Annotated in this window: 13 protein-coding genes; 9 read left to right on the plus strand and 4 right to left on the minus strand. The window is 48.9% G+C overall.

Going from position 1 to position 17,455, the window contains the following annotated elements; translation table 11 throughout:
• Nucleotides 1–360 precede the first annotated feature (360 nt).
• Nucleotides 361–1,269, plus strand: a complete 909-nt coding sequence (locus Q4491_RS14200; protein ID WP_303458315.1) for a hypothetical protein — start codon at nt 361–363, stop codon at nt 1,267–1,269.
• On the opposite strand, the gene Q4491_RS14205 is transcribed toward Q4491_RS14200, so the two are convergent.
• Entirely contained in the window at nt 1,156–2,280 is a 1,125-nt protein-coding gene (locus Q4491_RS14205) for an ISAs1 family transposase (protein ID WP_303458317.1), read from the minus strand. The genes Q4491_RS14200 and Q4491_RS14205 overlap by 114 nt on opposite strands.
• A 27-nt stretch (nt 2,281–2,307) precedes the next feature.
• Here Q4491_RS14205 and Q4491_RS14210 point away from each other — a divergent pair, with 27 nt between their 5' ends.
• From Q4491_RS14210 to pbpC, 8 genes are all read left to right on the plus strand, one after another.
• Nucleotides 2,308–2,712 carry a hypothetical protein gene (locus Q4491_RS14210; protein ID WP_303458319.1) on the plus strand — a complete coding sequence of 135 codons (405 nt, stop codon included), beginning with the start codon at nt 2,308–2,310 and terminating at the stop codon, nt 2,710–2,712.
• Nucleotides 2,713–2,738: 26 nt separating this feature from the next.
• Nucleotides 2,739–3,233 carry a hypothetical protein gene (locus tag Q4491_RS14215; RefSeq protein ID WP_303458321.1) on the plus strand — a complete coding sequence of 165 codons (495 nt, stop codon included), beginning with the start codon at nt 2,739–2,741 and terminating at the stop codon, nt 3,231–3,233.
• Nucleotides 3,230–4,015 (plus strand): hypothetical protein, encoded by a 786-nt coding sequence (locus Q4491_RS14220; protein WP_303458323.1) that lies wholly within the window; start codon nt 3,230–3,232, stop codon nt 4,013–4,015. The genes Q4491_RS14215 and Q4491_RS14220 overlap by 4 nt, the downstream gene beginning before the upstream one ends.
• Before the next feature lie 73 nt (nt 4,016–4,088).
• A complete protein-coding gene (locus tag Q4491_RS14225; protein ID WP_303458325.1) occupies nt 4,089–4,883 on the plus strand; it encodes a hypothetical protein in 795 nt (264 codons plus the stop codon).
• Nucleotides 4,884–4,889: 6 nt separating this feature from the next.
• Nucleotides 4,890–5,438, plus strand: coding sequence for a hypothetical protein (locus Q4491_RS14230; RefSeq protein WP_303458328.1), 549 nt, complete (start codon nt 4,890–4,892; stop codon nt 5,436–5,438).
• A 172-nt stretch (nt 5,439–5,610) separates the two neighbouring features.
• Nucleotides 5,611–6,669 carry a polysaccharide deacetylase family protein gene (locus Q4491_RS14235; RefSeq protein ID WP_303458330.1) on the plus strand — a complete coding sequence of 353 codons (1,059 nt, stop codon included), beginning with the start codon at nt 5,611–5,613 and terminating at the stop codon, nt 6,667–6,669.
• A 205-nt stretch (nt 6,670–6,874) separates the two neighbouring features.
• A complete protein-coding gene (locus tag Q4491_RS14240; protein ID WP_303458332.1) occupies nt 6,875–11,425 on the plus strand; it encodes an alpha-2-macroglobulin in 4,551 nt (1,516 codons plus the stop codon).
• Nucleotides 11,426–11,453: 28 nt separating this feature from the next.
• Nucleotides 11,454–13,661: a penicillin-binding protein 1C gene (gene pbpC / locus Q4491_RS14245; protein WP_303458334.1), complete on the plus strand. Its 2,208-nt coding sequence runs from the start codon at nt 11,454–11,456 to the stop codon at nt 13,659–13,661.
• Between the two features lie 86 nt (nt 13,662–13,747).
• Here pbpC and Q4491_RS14250 read toward each other — a convergent pair whose 3' ends face one another.
• From Q4491_RS14250 to Q4491_RS14260, 3 genes are all read right to left on the minus strand, one after another.
• Complete coding sequence (locus Q4491_RS14250; RefSeq protein WP_303458336.1) at nt 13,748–14,644, minus strand: glycosyltransferase family A protein; 897 nt, start codon at nt 14,642–14,644, stop codon at nt 13,748–13,750.
• A gap of 223 nt (nt 14,645–14,867) precedes the next feature.
• Nucleotides 14,868–16,406: an aminotransferase class V-fold PLP-dependent enzyme gene (locus Q4491_RS14255; protein WP_303458338.1), complete on the minus strand. Its 1,539-nt coding sequence runs from the start codon at nt 16,404–16,406 to the stop codon at nt 14,868–14,870.
• Nucleotides 16,407–16,421: 15 nt separating this feature from the next.
• The gene (locus Q4491_RS14260) at nt 16,422–17,450 is read right to left on the minus strand and encodes a trans-aconitate 2-methyltransferase (RefSeq protein ID WP_303458340.1); all 1,029 of its coding nucleotides are present in this window, start codon (nt 17,448–17,450) and stop codon (nt 16,422–16,424) included.
• Between the last annotated feature and the right edge of the window lie 5 nt (nt 17,451–17,455).

The raw sequence follows: 17,455 nt of genomic DNA on the forward strand, positions 1-17,455 counted from the left end.
TCGTATTTATCAGCCATGATGTGTCTCCCCCCTTTTTTAGGAAGTGTAGGAAAAGACACAAAACTTTGAACACTACCTGTTAAACTGGCCTTGACACCCACGATGCATTTCAGTCGTCAATCTTTTGCGGGCTGGAATGAAGGGATACTGTTGTCGTTTCAAAATCACAGCTATTAGTATCGTGGCAAGCCTATGCAGACAAAAACTGTCAATTCTTGAGCACCTATCTGAAAGAAAACCGAATCGATTGCATGGAAAGACAGCGATTTTATTATTCAGCTTTGCAGCTTTAATTATGGGTCTGAAACCGTGACGATCATGATGTTGAAGAATGCAATGGCTTGAAATGGAAACTGACTGATGAAAAGTACCATCCGTTTTATTTTTACGTTGTGCGCATTATTGTTCGCCAACCACCTCTATGCTTCCGACAGTCAGCCTTGTTCAGAGGCATCGAAATCAATTCTATTACTTGACTTGTCTCATCAAGGCTTCGCCGATAAAAAGTTTGATGCGATTGCTTGCAAAATATTGCCTCACAATCAAGAGAAAATGCTCGCGTCGTATCTGAAGAATATGACGCAAGTCGGTCACGGTGATCGATATGTATGGCGTGTGTTAGTGATTGATCAATCATCCGGAAAAGTCCTATCCAGCTATCGTGATGAAGTTCAGGAAGATGGTGGTATTCGAGTAAGTCCTTATAGCATCAAGTTGGATACTGCCAGATATCACTTAAATGAGACAACACGAGCATTGGGAGTCCGGTTAATGATCGGTACTGCTCCCCGGTGTGCTGATTCTCTCATAACTGATTTTCTTACATTGTTTGTAGAAAAAGATTCAGAGCTGACGCCTGTCCTTTTGAATTTTCCTACGAATCTTTGGCAACGACTTGAAGGGGATCACTGTAGCACGAACGATGATCTTCTGATTACAAAACAGAGCCATGTGTTCCTTTCTTTTCTTAAGGATCAAGCACATGGTTATCGGGACATTCGAATCACAACAAAGGTCGAAAAGTCGACTGATTATCCATTAAAGAACATTCATGAATCGGACGTAAATAAAACAGACAAAACGCTTCGTTTTGATGGGCAATTTTATCAAGCTACAGAAGTACGGCTAAATCATCCAGGGCGAGAGCACGTATGCTCATTTTTTATCCAAACCTTGGATTCCCGCCAATATTACTTGCTCCAAATAGGCAATATTCATGGCAGCTATTTTCTGCTTTCGCCTGATACTCGCCTTTTTACTTGTTTCTAATCGAAGCATGTTAAGAGCCATGTGACGCACACCAGCCAGGAGTTCGGCGGCATTGCCACGATAGATTTGGCAAGCATCTTCATTCATCGTGACATCAAGCACCCAGTGCAACCGATTTTCGATTTCCCAGTGACCTCGGACTGCATTGGCAAAACGTTCGGGGGTGAGCACCGCAGAGCTAATATAGTAGCGGTACTCCAGCGACTCTTTCCCTGCTGAGTCAATACGATAGCCAATAGCAACACCGACGCTTTGAAGCCCTTTCCAATCAGGGAAATCTGTCGTCAACTCCTGCGCTGACATGACGTGGTATTCGCGCGCTTCAATACGCCCATGTCCGCGCTCAATGTCACACGCTGGGCTTTTTCCGAGCAATGGCGCCAATGCTTTTTGTACCGCTTTAGCCAGACTTTTTTGGTTGCCTTTGACTGCCAATAGGTAATCGCCACCTTGCTCAACTATCTGCTTGGCGATATCGGTTTGACAGCCCATCGCATCGATAGAGACAAGACAACTTTTGATATCTAACAGCTTGAGCAGCTCAGGGATGGCGGTGATTTCATTGGACTTATCTTGGGTTTTAACTTGTCCCATGACAACGCCGTTGGCTGTCGCAAAAGCACTGACCATGTGGAGCGTTGATTGCCGATCTTCTCGGTTGTAGGAGCTGCGTAACACCTTGCCGTCAATAGCAATAAGCTCGCCATTTGAATGGACGTTGACTGCCTGTATCCATTTTAAAAAGCAGTCTTGAAACTGGTCAGGTTCAATGGAAGAAACAACTCTGGCAATAGTGTCATGAACAGGGATGCCCTGGCGAAAAAGTCTTTTGTCCTGTAGCCAATCGAGGTGAGCTTCGCCAAAGTCTTCGATATCTTCCCAGCCCTCCATGCCTGCAATGGTGGCGCATACGGTCAGAAACAAAATGTCGAACAGTGGGTACGATATTTTTGCTGACTGTCGTGGGTCTTGAATAACTGAAAAGAATTGAGAAAAAGCATCGATATGCATCAGGAACTCCCGTAAAAAAGGGAGTATATGATCACAGCCAGCCCTGATCGTCAAACTGATCTGTTTTGTTCAAAAAACGTTCGTGATCTTGCCCTGCTAAATCATCCGCAATTACTGAAAGATGTCTATGAGAATCTGGATATCACCACATTCAGAAGTTCTTTGATGCCTAAACGCATAGCGAAAGAAAATCGTTTTCCAGAGTTTAAAACCATTCCCAGGCCTGTCTATTCAGAAAAGATGATCGTTTTGGACAGTGAATACTGGTATTACGCTTTAACCCTCACTAAAGAGAACCATTTAGGCTATCACTTTTGTTTTGTGGATAAGTCGAAACTGGGTACTTATTTTTCGAAGCGTTCTTTATTGCTGAGAAAGTACGGGAATCGCTATGTCGCATTGAATTTTGAGATAGATGCGTGTGAATTATGAGTCAGTCAACCAGAAGGAAAATTTTGATGAAATTAGGCAGTAGAAGCGGTTTGGTATTTTCAGCAATGCTGCTGTTTTCTCATGTCGCTCAAGCCAGCAGTAGTGACAGTCTGTTTGAATTTGAATTGAGTTGTGATGATTTGCACAGAGGCGAATATATTACCAACGAGTACGGGACCTATCCAGTCTATGAGATGGAAGATGGTTATAGTGGGAAAGTGGAATTAATTGTCTCCGGTGAGGATGTCTCGATTTACAGAAATGATGCATTGGCCGTCGAAAAGAAGGTGACTTCCGAATCAGTCACCATGGATCCCTTAGGTTTTCTGAAAATAGCAACTGCAGAATATAACTATTATACATTCAGCTTTATCGATGATGAGGCGCTTTTGGTGAATCACGTGTTTACAGAAGGTGATACCGTGAAGGATGCATTTCTGGAGTGCGAGTATGTGCCGGATATCAAGCGGGTGACTGCGCTCTACCAGCATATTCAATCTTTGAAGGTAAATGAATCATGAAACGATTGAAATTGATGGTGTCTGCCCCCCTCTTTCTTTCGGTGTGGGCGGGTTCGGCACAGGCCGCGCAAACCCAGTTATGCAGTAATGCCATGATGTCGGTATTAAAGTCTGATGCCCGCAATCAGAATGATTCTGAATGGAATGAGGATAATTTCAGCTCGGTTGCGTGTAAGCGCTTACCGGGAGAGCCAGACATCATGTTGGGGTCATATTTTCAGCGCCGTTTTATGGATTCGCTCGATGACTCATCTCAGTACCTCTGGCGCGTTGTCTTGGTTGATACAACAACGCATCAGGTGGTTTCTGCTTATACCGGTTCAGTTGGCGATGAAGGGGGAATACGGATTGATAATGATCAGATCTGGCTGGATACCGCGCGTTATTACCTGAACGATGAGACCAGAGCCTTCGGGGTTCGGTTAGATATTGGTCATGCTTCCCGGTATGCAGAGGGCGGGGCGTCTGGCTATATGACGCTCTTTGTACGCGAACAAGAGAAGTTACAGCCTGTACTGAAAAGTTTGCCGATGAATTACTGGACGAATCAGGGAGGCCATTTTTCAGTGACCGATGAGCCTGTCCCGATTCATCAGGCCAAAGTCTATATCAATATCGGAAATAAAATCTCCCATGGATACCGGGATTTAAAACTGACGACAAAAGTCAAAGATAAGATGAGTGATCAATACTTTTCAGATGTTTATGAAACGGCCTGGAGTTTTGATCAGACGCTGAAATTTGACGGAAAAGTCTATCAGGGATTTAAAGCATGGCCGTGATTTCCGGGACAGAAGGCGCACAGGATTGCCTGTTGCCAGTCTTGTTTGATGCTTGTGAATTCGGGGACGAGGGATGATGTTACGTATTTTCTGGCTGGGCATTGTGCTGTTGTCAGCTCCGGCGGCAGCCCTTGACGTACACACAGAGAACCGCCGCGACAATGGCGAACCCTATTGTGCGATACAGCTCAGTTCACAGGGACAAGTGCTTGAAACGCAATTATGGGGAGCCTGGTGTGGAAGCGTTCAATCTGAAGCGGTGTATCGTGACAGTGATCAACTGCAAAAACTGACTGTGGTGCATGACAGGGGCAAGCATTCAACCGGCTATTACATCAATACGGCAGGTCCGCTTGTCATTGCTGCACAAGTGTCTTTCACCCGGCATCCATTCCTGCCAGATTTCCGAATTCTTGAACAGCAGGTCTGGCAACCTCTGACTGTGGAGCTGGACCGGATTCGTTCCTCGGTGGATATAAATCTTTTATCCACGCTGTATCACTTGCCTCTGGATATTAGCCGCTATTCTCCGGCCCAACTCTTTGACGAGCAAAATTTTTCTTTATTGAATCGTATCGGACATGCCACCAACGCAGGTTGTCTGGATGGGGAAAGTTATGTCTATCTGTGTGAGATCGGACGTGAGCGTGTGGCTAGCGTTTGTTTCCGTGAGCAAGATCAGGTGTTGATTTACAGGTTTTCTAAAGCGGGTACGCAGGAACTCACCATGACAAAAACGCTGACCAGTCCCGGTGCTATCGACTTGTCGTTCCAGCGCGGTCATTACAAGTACCAGATTGATTCGCAAACGCACCAGCTTCGGGTCAGTCTGCAATCACAATTGCTTTTCGAAGCGACATGCAGGTAGTTCAGCATGAATCAAATGAAGTCTTTACTTATTGTGCTGAGCTTGATGCTCAGTGCTTCTGTCTGGTCTGAAACCACCGCCGGGGAAAATCCGGTGGCTTTGGTGAGGTCGGTCGAGATTGGTGATCATGCGGTCAGCGTTCAGTTTGCTGATGGGCGGATGCAATCCATCCCGGTGCCCCACGAAATTGAGTATCTGGATTATAGTGCCCGCTTTTTGGATATCAACTTTGACGGGCATCCTGATTTGGTGATTGACGATAATCTGGGAGCCAATCAGTTATCTGAAGTGTTTTTATATCATCCGAAAGCGCGGCTGTTTTCTCAGGAAGCGGACTGGAAAATGAATGGATTACACTTGAACCCGCGGCGAAAACTGGTGTGCGGTCTGCGCCGTATCAGCAATACTCAGTATGAAATTCAGATTCTGACGAAAGGTGTCAGTTTGCAGCATGTGACATTTGATTACGAGCGAAATACTGGTACTTCCGGGATGACCCGGCAAAGTATAAGCCGTGAAGTTTTTGAAGCACTTAAACAGCGTTGCCTGAACTGAGTCGTGAACAATTTCTCGCATTGATTGAGGAAACCCTTAAGTGTCTGCATGCTTATGTCGCTTATACCAGTAGACCCAACGACCTGAAGTTGCTTGGGATTAGCTTTCTGGCCGATGTGTCCAGATCTGCTTTTCGGCGCAAGTCGTCATGGTGAATTAGGTCGGATATCTTATGAAAATCATTCGCTTGATGTTGCTGGTCTGTTTATGGCCGGGTTTGCTTTATGCTGCTGGGCCAGACAAAGTCGCCTCAATTAACAGGGCACTGTGGCCGGAGATCATTGATTCGCAGATGACTTTTGATCGGGCTTCTGCCGCAGAAATACTGCAGTTTGTCCATGTTATGGCGAAAGTACCGCTGGCAAGCGCAGAGGACATCTCTCGTTTTACCGGTGTGAAGCAGGTGAGTGTTGACTCTGTTGTGACATGGCGTAGCAAAACGCAGCAGCGAATGCTGGAAGGGTATCGTTTTGCTTCTCACAATCAGTCTGTGAAGCAGTGGGACGATCTGGTCAGGATCGCGCGCGAACGCCTGCCTGCTTTTGACAGTAAATGGCGTGAATCCAGTGAGCAGTTTTACCACTATTATTTGTTTGAGCAGGTACGTTTAGCGGCGCTGTTTCCCCGGATAAGCAGTGAGATTCTGACTTTTAACGACACTGAGGTAACGGGTGAACGTTTTGACGACGGCGAGTTTCTGCTGACCTACGATGACGGCCCGCATCCCACTCGTACCCATACACTGATTAATCAGCTGAATTACAGAGGCATCCAGGCGTACTTTTTTGTGCTGGGTAGTAAGCTGGTTCCGGCTGAACATAAGAACTGGTATCAGTCTCAGTGCCTTGGGTCCCACGGATGGCGACATCATGCGCATAAGGCGCTGGATAAATCGAAAGACTCCATTACCAGCACGGATCAGGTAATGGCGCAATTTGCTTCCCTGCCTTCAGACACCCCTTTCCGCCCGCCTTATGGTATGCGAAGCCTGGCGCTGTCACAGTGGTTACAACGTCAGGGCAAACCTGTTTATCTGTGGACTATTGATAGCCAGGACTGGAATGCCCGTCTGTCATCACGGCAGGTTGCTGATCGTGTCATGACATTGATGTTGTTATGGCGAAAGGGGATAGTGCTTTTCCATGACATTCACCCTCACGCGACGGTTGTGCTGAATGATCTTGATGACATGGTGCATCAGGCCGGGCTGAAATGGCGGTCATGTTCATAAACAGCGAAAGACGTTGGTCTCAGTGCCAGCGTTTTTTTCGATCTTCATAACTGATTTCTAATGGCCTGCTTTGTATTTGCGGGCCAGTGGTCGTTTTTATTCTTAATCGCAGCATTTTATATTCAGGTCGGGATAGAATAATGCGCATAGTGAACATAAAAGCAATATTTTACGACTCTAGTTGGTAAGGGCAGAATAATACTTTATGGTTATATCAATTAATTTGGCGCAATGGCGGCAATGTTTGCTGTTGTTGTGTCTGTCGCTGTTTTCGTTATTCAGTTATGCGGAAGCGGATCAAGAAAAATCACAGCAAACACCGGAAGTTTTATTTGTCGGCAGCGGACCACTGGTTCCGCAGTCTAACCAGCAATCGATCCCTGTTAACTTTATCAATCTTGACCATGTCGATGTCGAGATATTACAGGTGACTGAGCCAGGGCAACTGCTGAACAGGCATTATCTTCAGGACCAATTATCCAGCTATGACCTGGACAATATCAAGCATGCTTATAAAAGCGTGTTTTCAGACCGCTATACACTGCCGCCCAGCGAGAAAGACGTCCAGACCTCAGCCCGACTGCCGATTCCGCATTTCCTGGATGCGGGCTTGTACATAGTGGTGATTAAAGCGCCTGGTACGTTTTACCGCGTGAAAGCCAAGCATATGCTGCTCACCGATGTCGGTATTCAGGCCAGAATCAATACCCGCCAGGCTGTATTCAGTCTGGCGAGGCTCTCGACGGGCGACGCTTTGACACAAGGTGTGGTAGAGATTTACCGCGATAACGCCTTACTCGACAGTCAGCCTGTTGACCTGCACGGGGTTGCCCGTTTTGATATCCGGACTCAGCGTAAAGATATTGTTATCGCCCGGATGACAAGCCGCAATGATAGCGGTGTCGCTAAAGAAGAAATGGCGATTCTGCCTATGCGTGAAGCGCCGCTGGATTTGTCGGACAGTGCCGTTGGCGGTCGAAAATATCAGGCGACAGAAGCCTATATCTACAGTAACCGTGATTTGGTGAAACCCGGTGAGGCCTTACCGGTAAACATTCTTCTGCGCGATAAAGACGGCAGGACCTTATCTCAGCGACCTGTCTCCTTGTCTGTGGTGAATCCATGGAATGAGGAAATCTTGAAGGAGCAGTTACAGCCTCAGGCCGAGGGTTATTATTTTCGTCAGCTTGAGACCGAGACGAATTGGAAAACCGGGCGATACCGTATCGAAGTCCGTTTAGATCCGACCGCGCCAGACCCGATAAGCGAATTGTCATTTCAGCTCGAAGAATTTGTACCTGAGCGTATGGATCTGACATTTCAAAACGCCGCGCCATTTGTGTTCGCGGGCCAGACGAATAAGGTCGAACTGAATGGCCGCTATCTTTTTGGCAGCCCGGCGGCTGGCAATAAAGTGAAATCAGCGGTGACTTATGCCCCCGTCACTCATATTCCGGGCAAGTTTGAAGATTATGCTGTCGGCGTGCCTTTCACGCTGGATTCCAATTATCAGGAGCTGAAAGAAGTCGCCCTGTCGGAAGAAGGACGGTTAACCGTTAATCTCCCTACGCCTGATCCGGAACAGATAAAAAGTCCGGTAAAAACCGTGGCAAATTTCAGTTTGCTGGAGTCGGGCGGTGCAGCGGTACAGCGTAAGCTCAATTACGTGACATGGAAAAATCAGCCGGTTCCCGGCATTAAACCTGAATTTGTCTCTGTACCATACAATACCGATGCCTTGTTCAAGCTTGCACTGCTCAGTGCTGATGGACAGTCTCTCACCAGCGGTGAATTGGAAATCACCATGGATTATGATCAGGGGCCGTATTACTGGGTTTACGAAGAAGGCATTGGCTGGAAACGTAAAAAACAGGAACGCTGGAAGCGTTTATCAAGCCAGAAAATCAAAGTCGGCCAGCAGCCGGAAAGCTTGGCGTTTTCCACCAAGTGGGGCGACTATCTGCTGACGGTGACTGATGTGTCGACCGGTGTGTCATCCAGCTACAGCTTTTATGCCGGTTGGTATCAGGGTAATGAACAGCTGAAAGCCAAACCGGATCATTTGGTGATTCAAACGGATAAACCGGCGTATGTCGCCGGTGAGCAAGCCACAGTCACAGTGACTGCGCCTCTGTCCGGAAGCCTGCTGGTGACACTGGAAGCGGATCAGCTTGTCTGGTCGGAAAGCTATCCTGTACAGGCCGGTATGATTGATGTAACTGTACCGGTTCCGGCATCACTGGCCCGCCACGATGTGTTCCTGACCACCACACTGACTGGAATAGACGGACAGACACCCAAGCGCTACTTTGGTATCAAACCGCTTAAATTGGATCGCAGTAACAGAAAACTGAATGTTGCGCTGGATCTGCCGGATTTGATCAAACCCTCAGAAACGCTTTCTGTCCCGGTGACTGTCGATAACATTGATGCCCGGCAGGGCGGTGATACCTGGATCACCCTGTCTATGGTTGATAAAGGGATCATCAATCTGAGTCGGTTCAAGCCGGTTAATCCGCATGATTATTTCTTTGGCCAGCGCCGATACAGTGCGGATGTCATCGATATGTATTCGCGCTTGTACGATCAGCGGCCTGATCCGTTTGCTCAGTCGCGGTTTGGCAGTGATGCCAACGAAGACACCGATAACAAAAATGACGGCCTGGTTGAAAGTAAGTCCATCATTCTGATGACCAGACCGATCAAACTGGTGGACGGCAAAGCTGTGGTTGACATGGCCATCCCGGACTACAACGGTGAAGCTCAGATTGTGGCGACCGTCTTTAACGGTTCGCAAGTCGGGCAAGCGGTGCTGGATAAACCCATCAGCGCCCCTGTGGTGGCTGAACTGAGTGTGCCGCGCTTTCTGGTGCCTGGCGACCAATCAAGTGTCACTGTCGATCTTCACAATGTGAGTGGTCACACTCAGACTCTGGCGGTGGCGATTGCGGGATCCGAAACACTTAACTTCAACCAGCAGCCAGCGACTGAACTGGTGCTGAAAGATGGTGAACACTGGAGCCAGAGTTATCGTTTTGGTGTGTCAGATACCACTATCACTGACCGTGCTTCGCTGACGCTGAGTGTGAACAACCAGGAGATATCGATTGAACGCTCGTGGGGGATCCCGGTTCGCCCGGTCATGCCCTGGGTGACGCAGTCGCAGTCGGTGCTGCTGGATTCGAAAGAGACATACAATGTCAGCGAGCAGCTTTGGTCTGGCCTGGATGTGGTGCGTGGCAGCATGGGACATGCTTATTTCAGCCGGACACCTGTGCTCAATACCGAGGAGCATGCGCGAGGACTGTTCCGGTATCCGTACGGTTGTGCCGAACAGACAACCAGTAAAGCCTGGCCATTTCTGCTGGATGAGCCAGAACTGCAGCGTTTCAAAGCCCAGGCCCATCAGACTCGTCATTACAGTGATGATGACGGAGACGATACGCCATCGACAGACAAACAGCTGATCGAAAAAGCCGTGCTGCGGCTGAAAACCATGCAGAAAAATAGTGGCGGTTTCTCATTGTGGGACAGCAGTGGGCGGGAAAATCCCTGGCTCAGCGGCTATGTGACCGATTTTCTGCTCGCGGCTGACAAACGGTTCCCTGGGGTGGTACCGGCTTCCATGCTGACTAAAGCCACCAATCGCTTGATGGCGTATGTGCGTAATGAATCACTGACCAGTAATCTGGCCTATGACATGGAATCAGCCAAAGTGGCGCGTGCCTACGCTGCCTACCTGATGAGCAAGCAGGGCAAGCTGAAGTGGAGTGATCTCGACAGCATGAAGTTGACGACCCTGCCAACCCAGCTCAGTTATCTGCATATGGCGGCCAGTTATGCCAACGTAGGTGCCAGTGATGATGCGGAAGACATGCTCGATGACATCAGGGATTACAACCGCAGGCACAGGTATTTCGGCGATTACGGCTCGAACCTGCGCGATGTCGCAAAATCGGTGACTGTGTTGCAGGAGATGGCGGGTGATAATTCTCTCAAAGAAATGGCACAAGAGCTGCAGACAAAGTATCTGGAGCAGTTGATCGATCTGGCAAACACATCTTGGATGAGCACGCAGGAACGTGCCGCGCTGGTGCAGGCATCTGCCCTGACCAACGCGGCAAACCGCGATCAGATTTTCAATCTGTCCTTCAGCGGTAATCCGGTGAGCCAGACAGGGATGTTCAGTCAGCCATTAGCGAGTGAGATGACAATCCAGAATCTGGATGACAAACCTGTGTATGTCAAAGTGCTGGCGCAAGGCTACCAGATGTTAAATCGCGGGATTGCCAATGAGGCTAACCGCTTTAATACCTTGGATGCCGAACAGGTAGAGCGCAAACTCTATACCATGAAGGGCGAACCTCTGGCGTCTAACCGTGTGAAAGTGGGAGACCGGGTTGTTGTGGTACTCACTGTCGCATTGAACGAGCGCGTGAATGATGCCTTACTGGTTGATAAGATTCCTGCCGGTTTTGTGCTGGAAAACCCGGCCCTGAATCAAGGCTTGCCGCTCGAACGGGTATTACCGGCAGGTATTGAGCTCAAGACTGCCGATCATCAGGAATACCGCAATGATCGTTTTGTGCTGTCCGATGAAATGCGCAAAGGCCAGCAATCCCGTTATGGGTATATTCTGCGTGCAGAAGTACCGGGCACGTTCGCGGTACCGCCTGTCTTTATCGAGTCAATGTATCGTCCGGAAAAACATCTGGCGTACTGGCAGAAGCCGCAAACCATGACGGTGGAAAAATAGCCGTGATGATCCAGAGTAATCATTTCTGATGAAACGATTATTGCTCAATTTGCGAGCCACTCTGCCAGTGAAAATGGCAGGGTTGCTCGTTTTCTTTTGGCTGGCAGTATTTGTGCTGAACAGTTTGTGGCCTTTGCCTCCTCTGTACCCGGATGGCCCTGCGACAGTCGTCGTTAGCAGGGATGGCGAGATACTGCGCTCATTTGGAGATCGGCAGGGCGTCCATCGTTACAACGTCACACTGGCTGATGTTGATCCTTTCTATATTCAGGCACTGCTCAATTATGAAGATCGCTGGTTTTACTGGCATCCGGGTGTTAACCCTGTGTCCGTTGTCCGGGCCGCCTGGCAGTGGGCCAGCAATGGTTACGTTGTGTCTGGCGGATCCACGCTGACCATGCAAGTGGCCAGGTTGATTGATCCTCATGCACGATCGATTACCGGCAAGCTGAAACAGCTCTGGCGGGCTTTACAGCTTGAGTGGTATTACAGTAAAGACGAGATACTCACTTTTTACCTGAACCTGGCGCCTTTTGGCGGCAATATCGCCGGTGTTGAGGCCGCCTCCCGGCGGTATTTCAATACTACGGCCGGGCACCTGACGAAGAACGAAGCCGCTTTACTGGTGGTCTTGCCGCAAAAGCCGTCGCTGTACCGGCCTGACCGATACCCGGACACAGCGCAATCCATGCGAAATAAAGTGTTGGATCGTCTGCACGGCAGCGGATTGCTAAGTGATAAGGCGACACAGCATTTAAAACAGGAAGCGGTTGAACTGAGACGTACGCACAACACAACGCTGGCCCCTTTGCTCAGTCGTATGCTCAGGGAGCAGTATCCGGACAGGCATATTATCCAGACAACGCTGGACGGTGTTATTCAACAGCGGGTCGCCCGCTTACTGACCAAAGTGAAGCGCCAGTTGCCTGAGCATTCCTCCGCGGCTGTATTGGTGGTGGATAACCAAACAGCCAATGTGCTCGCGTATCAGGGCTCGGTGGATTTTCAGGATAATAGCCGCTTTGCCCATGTCGACATGATTCAGGCTGTCCGGTCTCCAGGTTCCACACTCAAGCCCTTTATCTATGGTATGGCGATAGATCGCGGCGTTATTCATACCGAAAGTCTGCTGAGTGATATCCCAACCCGTTTTTCTGATTACAAGCCGCAGAATTTGAATGAGCGGTTTCAGGGCGCCATCAGTGTGAGTGAGGCGCTGAAACAATCGCTGAATGTACCTTTGATTCAGGTATTTAATGCGCTGACGCCTGCTGTTTTCGAGCAGGGCTTACGTCAGGTGGGGGTGCAGTTACAACACCATCAGGCCAACCTGACGGTTGGATTAGGCGGGACGGGAACCAACCTGCTGACACTGGCTGAAATGTATCGTTCTCTGGCCACAGAGGGGAAGTTCAGAACGCTGAATATGGTGAGAGATCAGCAGAGAGCGCCAGAAACTGAGAAAACGCTCCTCAGTGCTGAAAGCAGCTGGATGGTATTTAACACCCTGAGTGCGATCAGCGCGTCGGACCGGGTGGTACCGCGGGTGCGTCGTGAAGTTGCCTGGAAAACAGGCACAAGTTATGGATACCGCGATTTCTGGTCGGTCGGCGTCAGCGCCGATTACACAGTGGCGGTGTGGGTCGGCCGCCCGGATTCATCGCCTGTTGTCGGTTATCTCGGCGCAACTCAGGCAGCACCGATTATGTTTGATGTATTTGATCAGTTACCCGAGGACGCCAGTCGGGTACACCAGCCGGCAACGGTGAAGCGCCAGTTGATCTGCTGGCCCGGAGGCCGGGCCAAATCAGTATCAGCGGACGCCAGCTGCGCGTATCAGAAATATGCCTATACCCGTAATGGTCTGACGCCGCCTACTCTGGAAAGTGATGGTGACTTTGTGGTGACGGATAGATGGCCCGAGGCGCTGAGTGTATGGCTGCAACAGCAGCATATGATGAGTCAGGGGCTCTCTGAACAAGCGTCATCTGAGCAGAAGCAGCCAGAGGCGGGGATCCGGATTTTGTCTGTCAACAATGGCCAGCACTATTACCTGTCACAAATAGACTCGATTGCACTGAAAAGTAACAAAAAACCGTCTGAGGTATTCTGGTATGTCAATCACCAGCCGTTTAATGGCCGTCAGATCGATCTTACGCACCATCAGGGAGAGCTGACTCTGACAGCATGTCAGGGGCTGCAATGCGACAAGAGAGTGATAGTGGTTCATCACTGAGAAGCATAGATATGGAATATGGAATATGGACTGTGAGCGGATGGTGCAGAAGCTGGCCGGCAGTTCGTTGCGCGGTAAACCGACGGCTAGCTGAGAGACTTGCTGGTATTATCTGACTCAGGGTGTAATCGCATTTTTTGTCTGTCGATCATCCATTTTGATATCAGGTCAAAAATCAGATTACTGCTTCGCCAGCGAACCTGATGCAGGGATGCAGACGTGCCATGAATGGCGACTGCCGGCATGGCGGAAATACCCTGCTGTTTGAGATCACTGACAATACTGAGTTGTTGAAAGTAACGCAGCGAGTAGCGAACCCGGCGTCTGAAATAAAGCTTGTAGTCTTGCCAGCGTAACGGGCTGAGGTGGGAGTAGATGAACACGGCTTTGACGCACACACCAATGCGTTGTTTGGGTAAATCAGTACCGCTGCAAATATTGGTTGCTGAGAGAAATCCCAGCATGCTGTCGTCACCGATCAATCCGACGGGCAATTTGACGTGGCTGTTTGTTAATGCCCAAATAAATAAAGGGGAAAGCAGGTATAAACCACCAGCCAGGTCATGATTCTGCTGCATTCTGTTTTGCATCTGCTTACTGCTTCTTCCCTGATCATAAGGAAAGCCTGTAATGGCATTGTAGTGTGGCTGTGAGATGTGGCAGTCAACAATATGTTTGAAGGCGTTGTTACCAAATGTCAGATCGCCATCGGCAAAAACGGCGACTGAATGGCCATCATAATATTGATAAATAAACGTATTCCAGGCGTTTGACTTGTCACCTATCTCAATCAAAACCGGGTGAAGATTGGAGTTTGTATCAGCGATACCAGACACAATGTCATATGTCTGATCGGTACAGCCGTTTATCATGACAAACAGTTCATACTGATAACTGCCGCAGTTTTCCATGACGCTTTCAATACAGCTGGCAATGCTTTCCTCCAGGTTGTATGCAAAAAGGCAAATTTGAACATTGATCATCTTACCATTCCCGGCAACGGCCATCCCTTATTGGAATAACTATATACGGGTTTTTGAACACAGCCCAAACGCAGGATGAAATCGCACTACGGCCCGGACTTAGTTATTGTGCCTTGTGATTCATATCAATCTGACTCTATCCAGTCTTATCATTTGGTGTCGCGGGCATAGTCATGGGGTGAGAGCGTTCTCACCCGGAAATACTGCCTGTTGAATCGGACTGCTAAGGTACAGTTGCATCATTACTGTGCAGACGGTGGGCGGGGGTATTACGCAGTTGCTCAAACAGTGACTTAGCATTGCTCATGGCATCGCTCATTGATTCGGGTGGGCTGAAGCTGTTATCCGAATAAGTGTCGAAATGATCCAGTGAAGCTGTCAGCTGAGGCTGATGATGCTGATAAAGCCAGACACCTTTATCTTGGTGGTAATGATAATAGGGCAGGAGTAAGTGGCCTTGGTTCGCGATAACTGACACGGCCTCAAGGATATAGTCGACGGTTTTTTGATCAAACAAATAGTGTAAGTTTAACCTCACCCACCCGGGTCGGCTTTGAGTGTCTCCAGATTGTAGTTTCTGTCGGTTTTGCTCAGCTTCAGAAGATGAAATGCCCAAGAGGTGATGCGCGTATGGGCCAGCACAAGAACACCCACCACGAGCCTGGATGCCAAATAAGTCATTGAGCATGGCTACAACGACACCATAATGCATCTGTTTGATGTTAAAGGAAAAGATAGCGAGACGTTCTAATGATTGGCTGCCAAGCATGTCTAGCTTCGGGATAGATGCCCAACAGGTAAATGCCTGTTCGACCAATTCTTTTTCTCTCTGTTCAATGTAGTCCAGCCCGATTTGTTGCTGGATTTTGAAGACCAGGCCAGCACGGATGGATTCAATAATTGCCGGTGTTCCGCCTTCTTCCCGTCGTTCAATGTCCTCAACATAATGGTGCATGTCTGCATTAACATAAGAAACCGTACCACCGCCATTCAGCCCCGGAAGCCGTTGTTGAAAGCAGCCTCGACGAACGACCAGTAATCCCGGGGTGCCCGGGCCACCCAAAAACTTATGAGGAGAGATAAAAACAGCATCCATAGGAACAGCTTGCATATCGATGGGCACATAAGGTGCAGCGGCTGCGAAATCCCAGCAAGCCAGAGCACCGAATGATTTGAGTAATGCCGTTACTGCTTTTACATCGGTTTTTATTCCGGTGACATTGGATGCTGCAGAGAATGAACCGATTAATAGCGGAGACGACTGGTGACAGGTAAGTTGCTCACGTAATGCATCCAGATCGAGAGCGCCTGCTGCATTTAGCGGTATGCGTACCAGTTTGACATTCGCTTCACGCCAGGGAAGATCGTTAGAGTGATGCTCATACCCGCCAATAAACACAACAGGTTTATGTTCTTGATACCGAGGTAAATCCAGCAGGTGTATAAAGCGATTGATGGCGCTGGTGGCACCAGACCCTGTGAAAATCACGTGCTGTTCTTCAGAAGCATTTAAGGCTTTACGGATAATACGCCGGCTTTGCTCGCGCAGGAAGGTGGTCTGCCTGCCAGTAAGCGAGGTTTCAGTATGGGTGTTGCCATAAAATGGCATCACTTGATCCTGAATAAATTGCTCAATTAAAGACAGACTACGGCCAGAGGCTGTGTGATCGGCGTACACAAGGGGTTTGATGCCGAAAGGAGTGTGTACCGGCCATTGATCTCCAATCACAGACTGACGAAGATAGTCTTTATTTAATAACATGTTTACCCTCTCTAATTATGCGTTGATGGATTTTTCTGCAATGATCAAAGTCATTTCACCAAAAGGTGTTTGTAGTGGAAGAGATCGCAGGTTTGCTGGTGTATTGGCTTCCAGTGCGGCTTCAACTTGCCCGGCCTCTAGTGAAAGTGGCCCATTGGCTAGTTCGGCAGGTAAGCGCCCCAGTATGTGAAAAGCGGGCTGTGTGCGCGCCGTATTGAGCGACTCATGAAAGCTGATGAAAGTTCCGCCTGGCTCCAGAGCCTGCCAAAGCTGGTTAATGCACTGGTTGAGATCGTTGGCAAAGTAGAGGGACATGGCGGCGATAATGAGTTGATAACCCACTCCGAAGTTAGCCTCATTCATGTCCCCTGGCAGAAATCTGATTGCAGAGGCCAGCTTACTTTCTGGCAAGACCTGTTGCTGAAGGAGCTCACAGCAAGGTGGCAGATCAAAGATTGTGATTTCACATTGTGGAGAACAGTTCAGAATATCTTCAGCGAGCTGGATAGACCCTGCACCTAAATCCAGAATTGTTAAGCCTGTATCCCAGCCTTGCAGTGTGCTCAAAACAGGAAGAAGGATCGGGTTGCGAACACTGCGCTGGAAAGCTTGTAAACCGGTAGTCGCCTGCTGCCAGAACTGCGTATTTCGCATGTTCAGTTCTGTAGCAGACCGGTGCGGGAATTGGAGTAAATCATTAATAGTGGCAGGTGAGATTGACTTCACGCGGGCAAGGTGAGTGAGGGTGTCGCCAAGGTACTGTGCAGAATGACTGAGCAGATAGGGGCGATATTGCGTATTTAACCTGTAACCGCAAGCAGATTTACTCACCAACTCCATGGCAACTAAGGCGTTCAGTAACAATTCAAGCCGCTCAGGATCCCAGTGGCGTTGCTGCGCGACGATTTCAACAGAATTGCTTTGTTCAAAATGGTCAAATAAGCGGTGTGAAAAAGCAAACTCCAGCACCTGCCAGCGTACAGGCCCTAACAGGGATGAAAATAGTGCATGCTGCTCTGGGGTGCCGCAAAGTGAAGTCATCATGACTG

The organism is Photobacterium sp. 2_MG-2023, assembly GCF_030547675.1.
GTDB lineage: Bacteria > Pseudomonadota > Gammaproteobacteria > Enterobacterales > Vibrionaceae > Photobacterium > Photobacterium arenosum.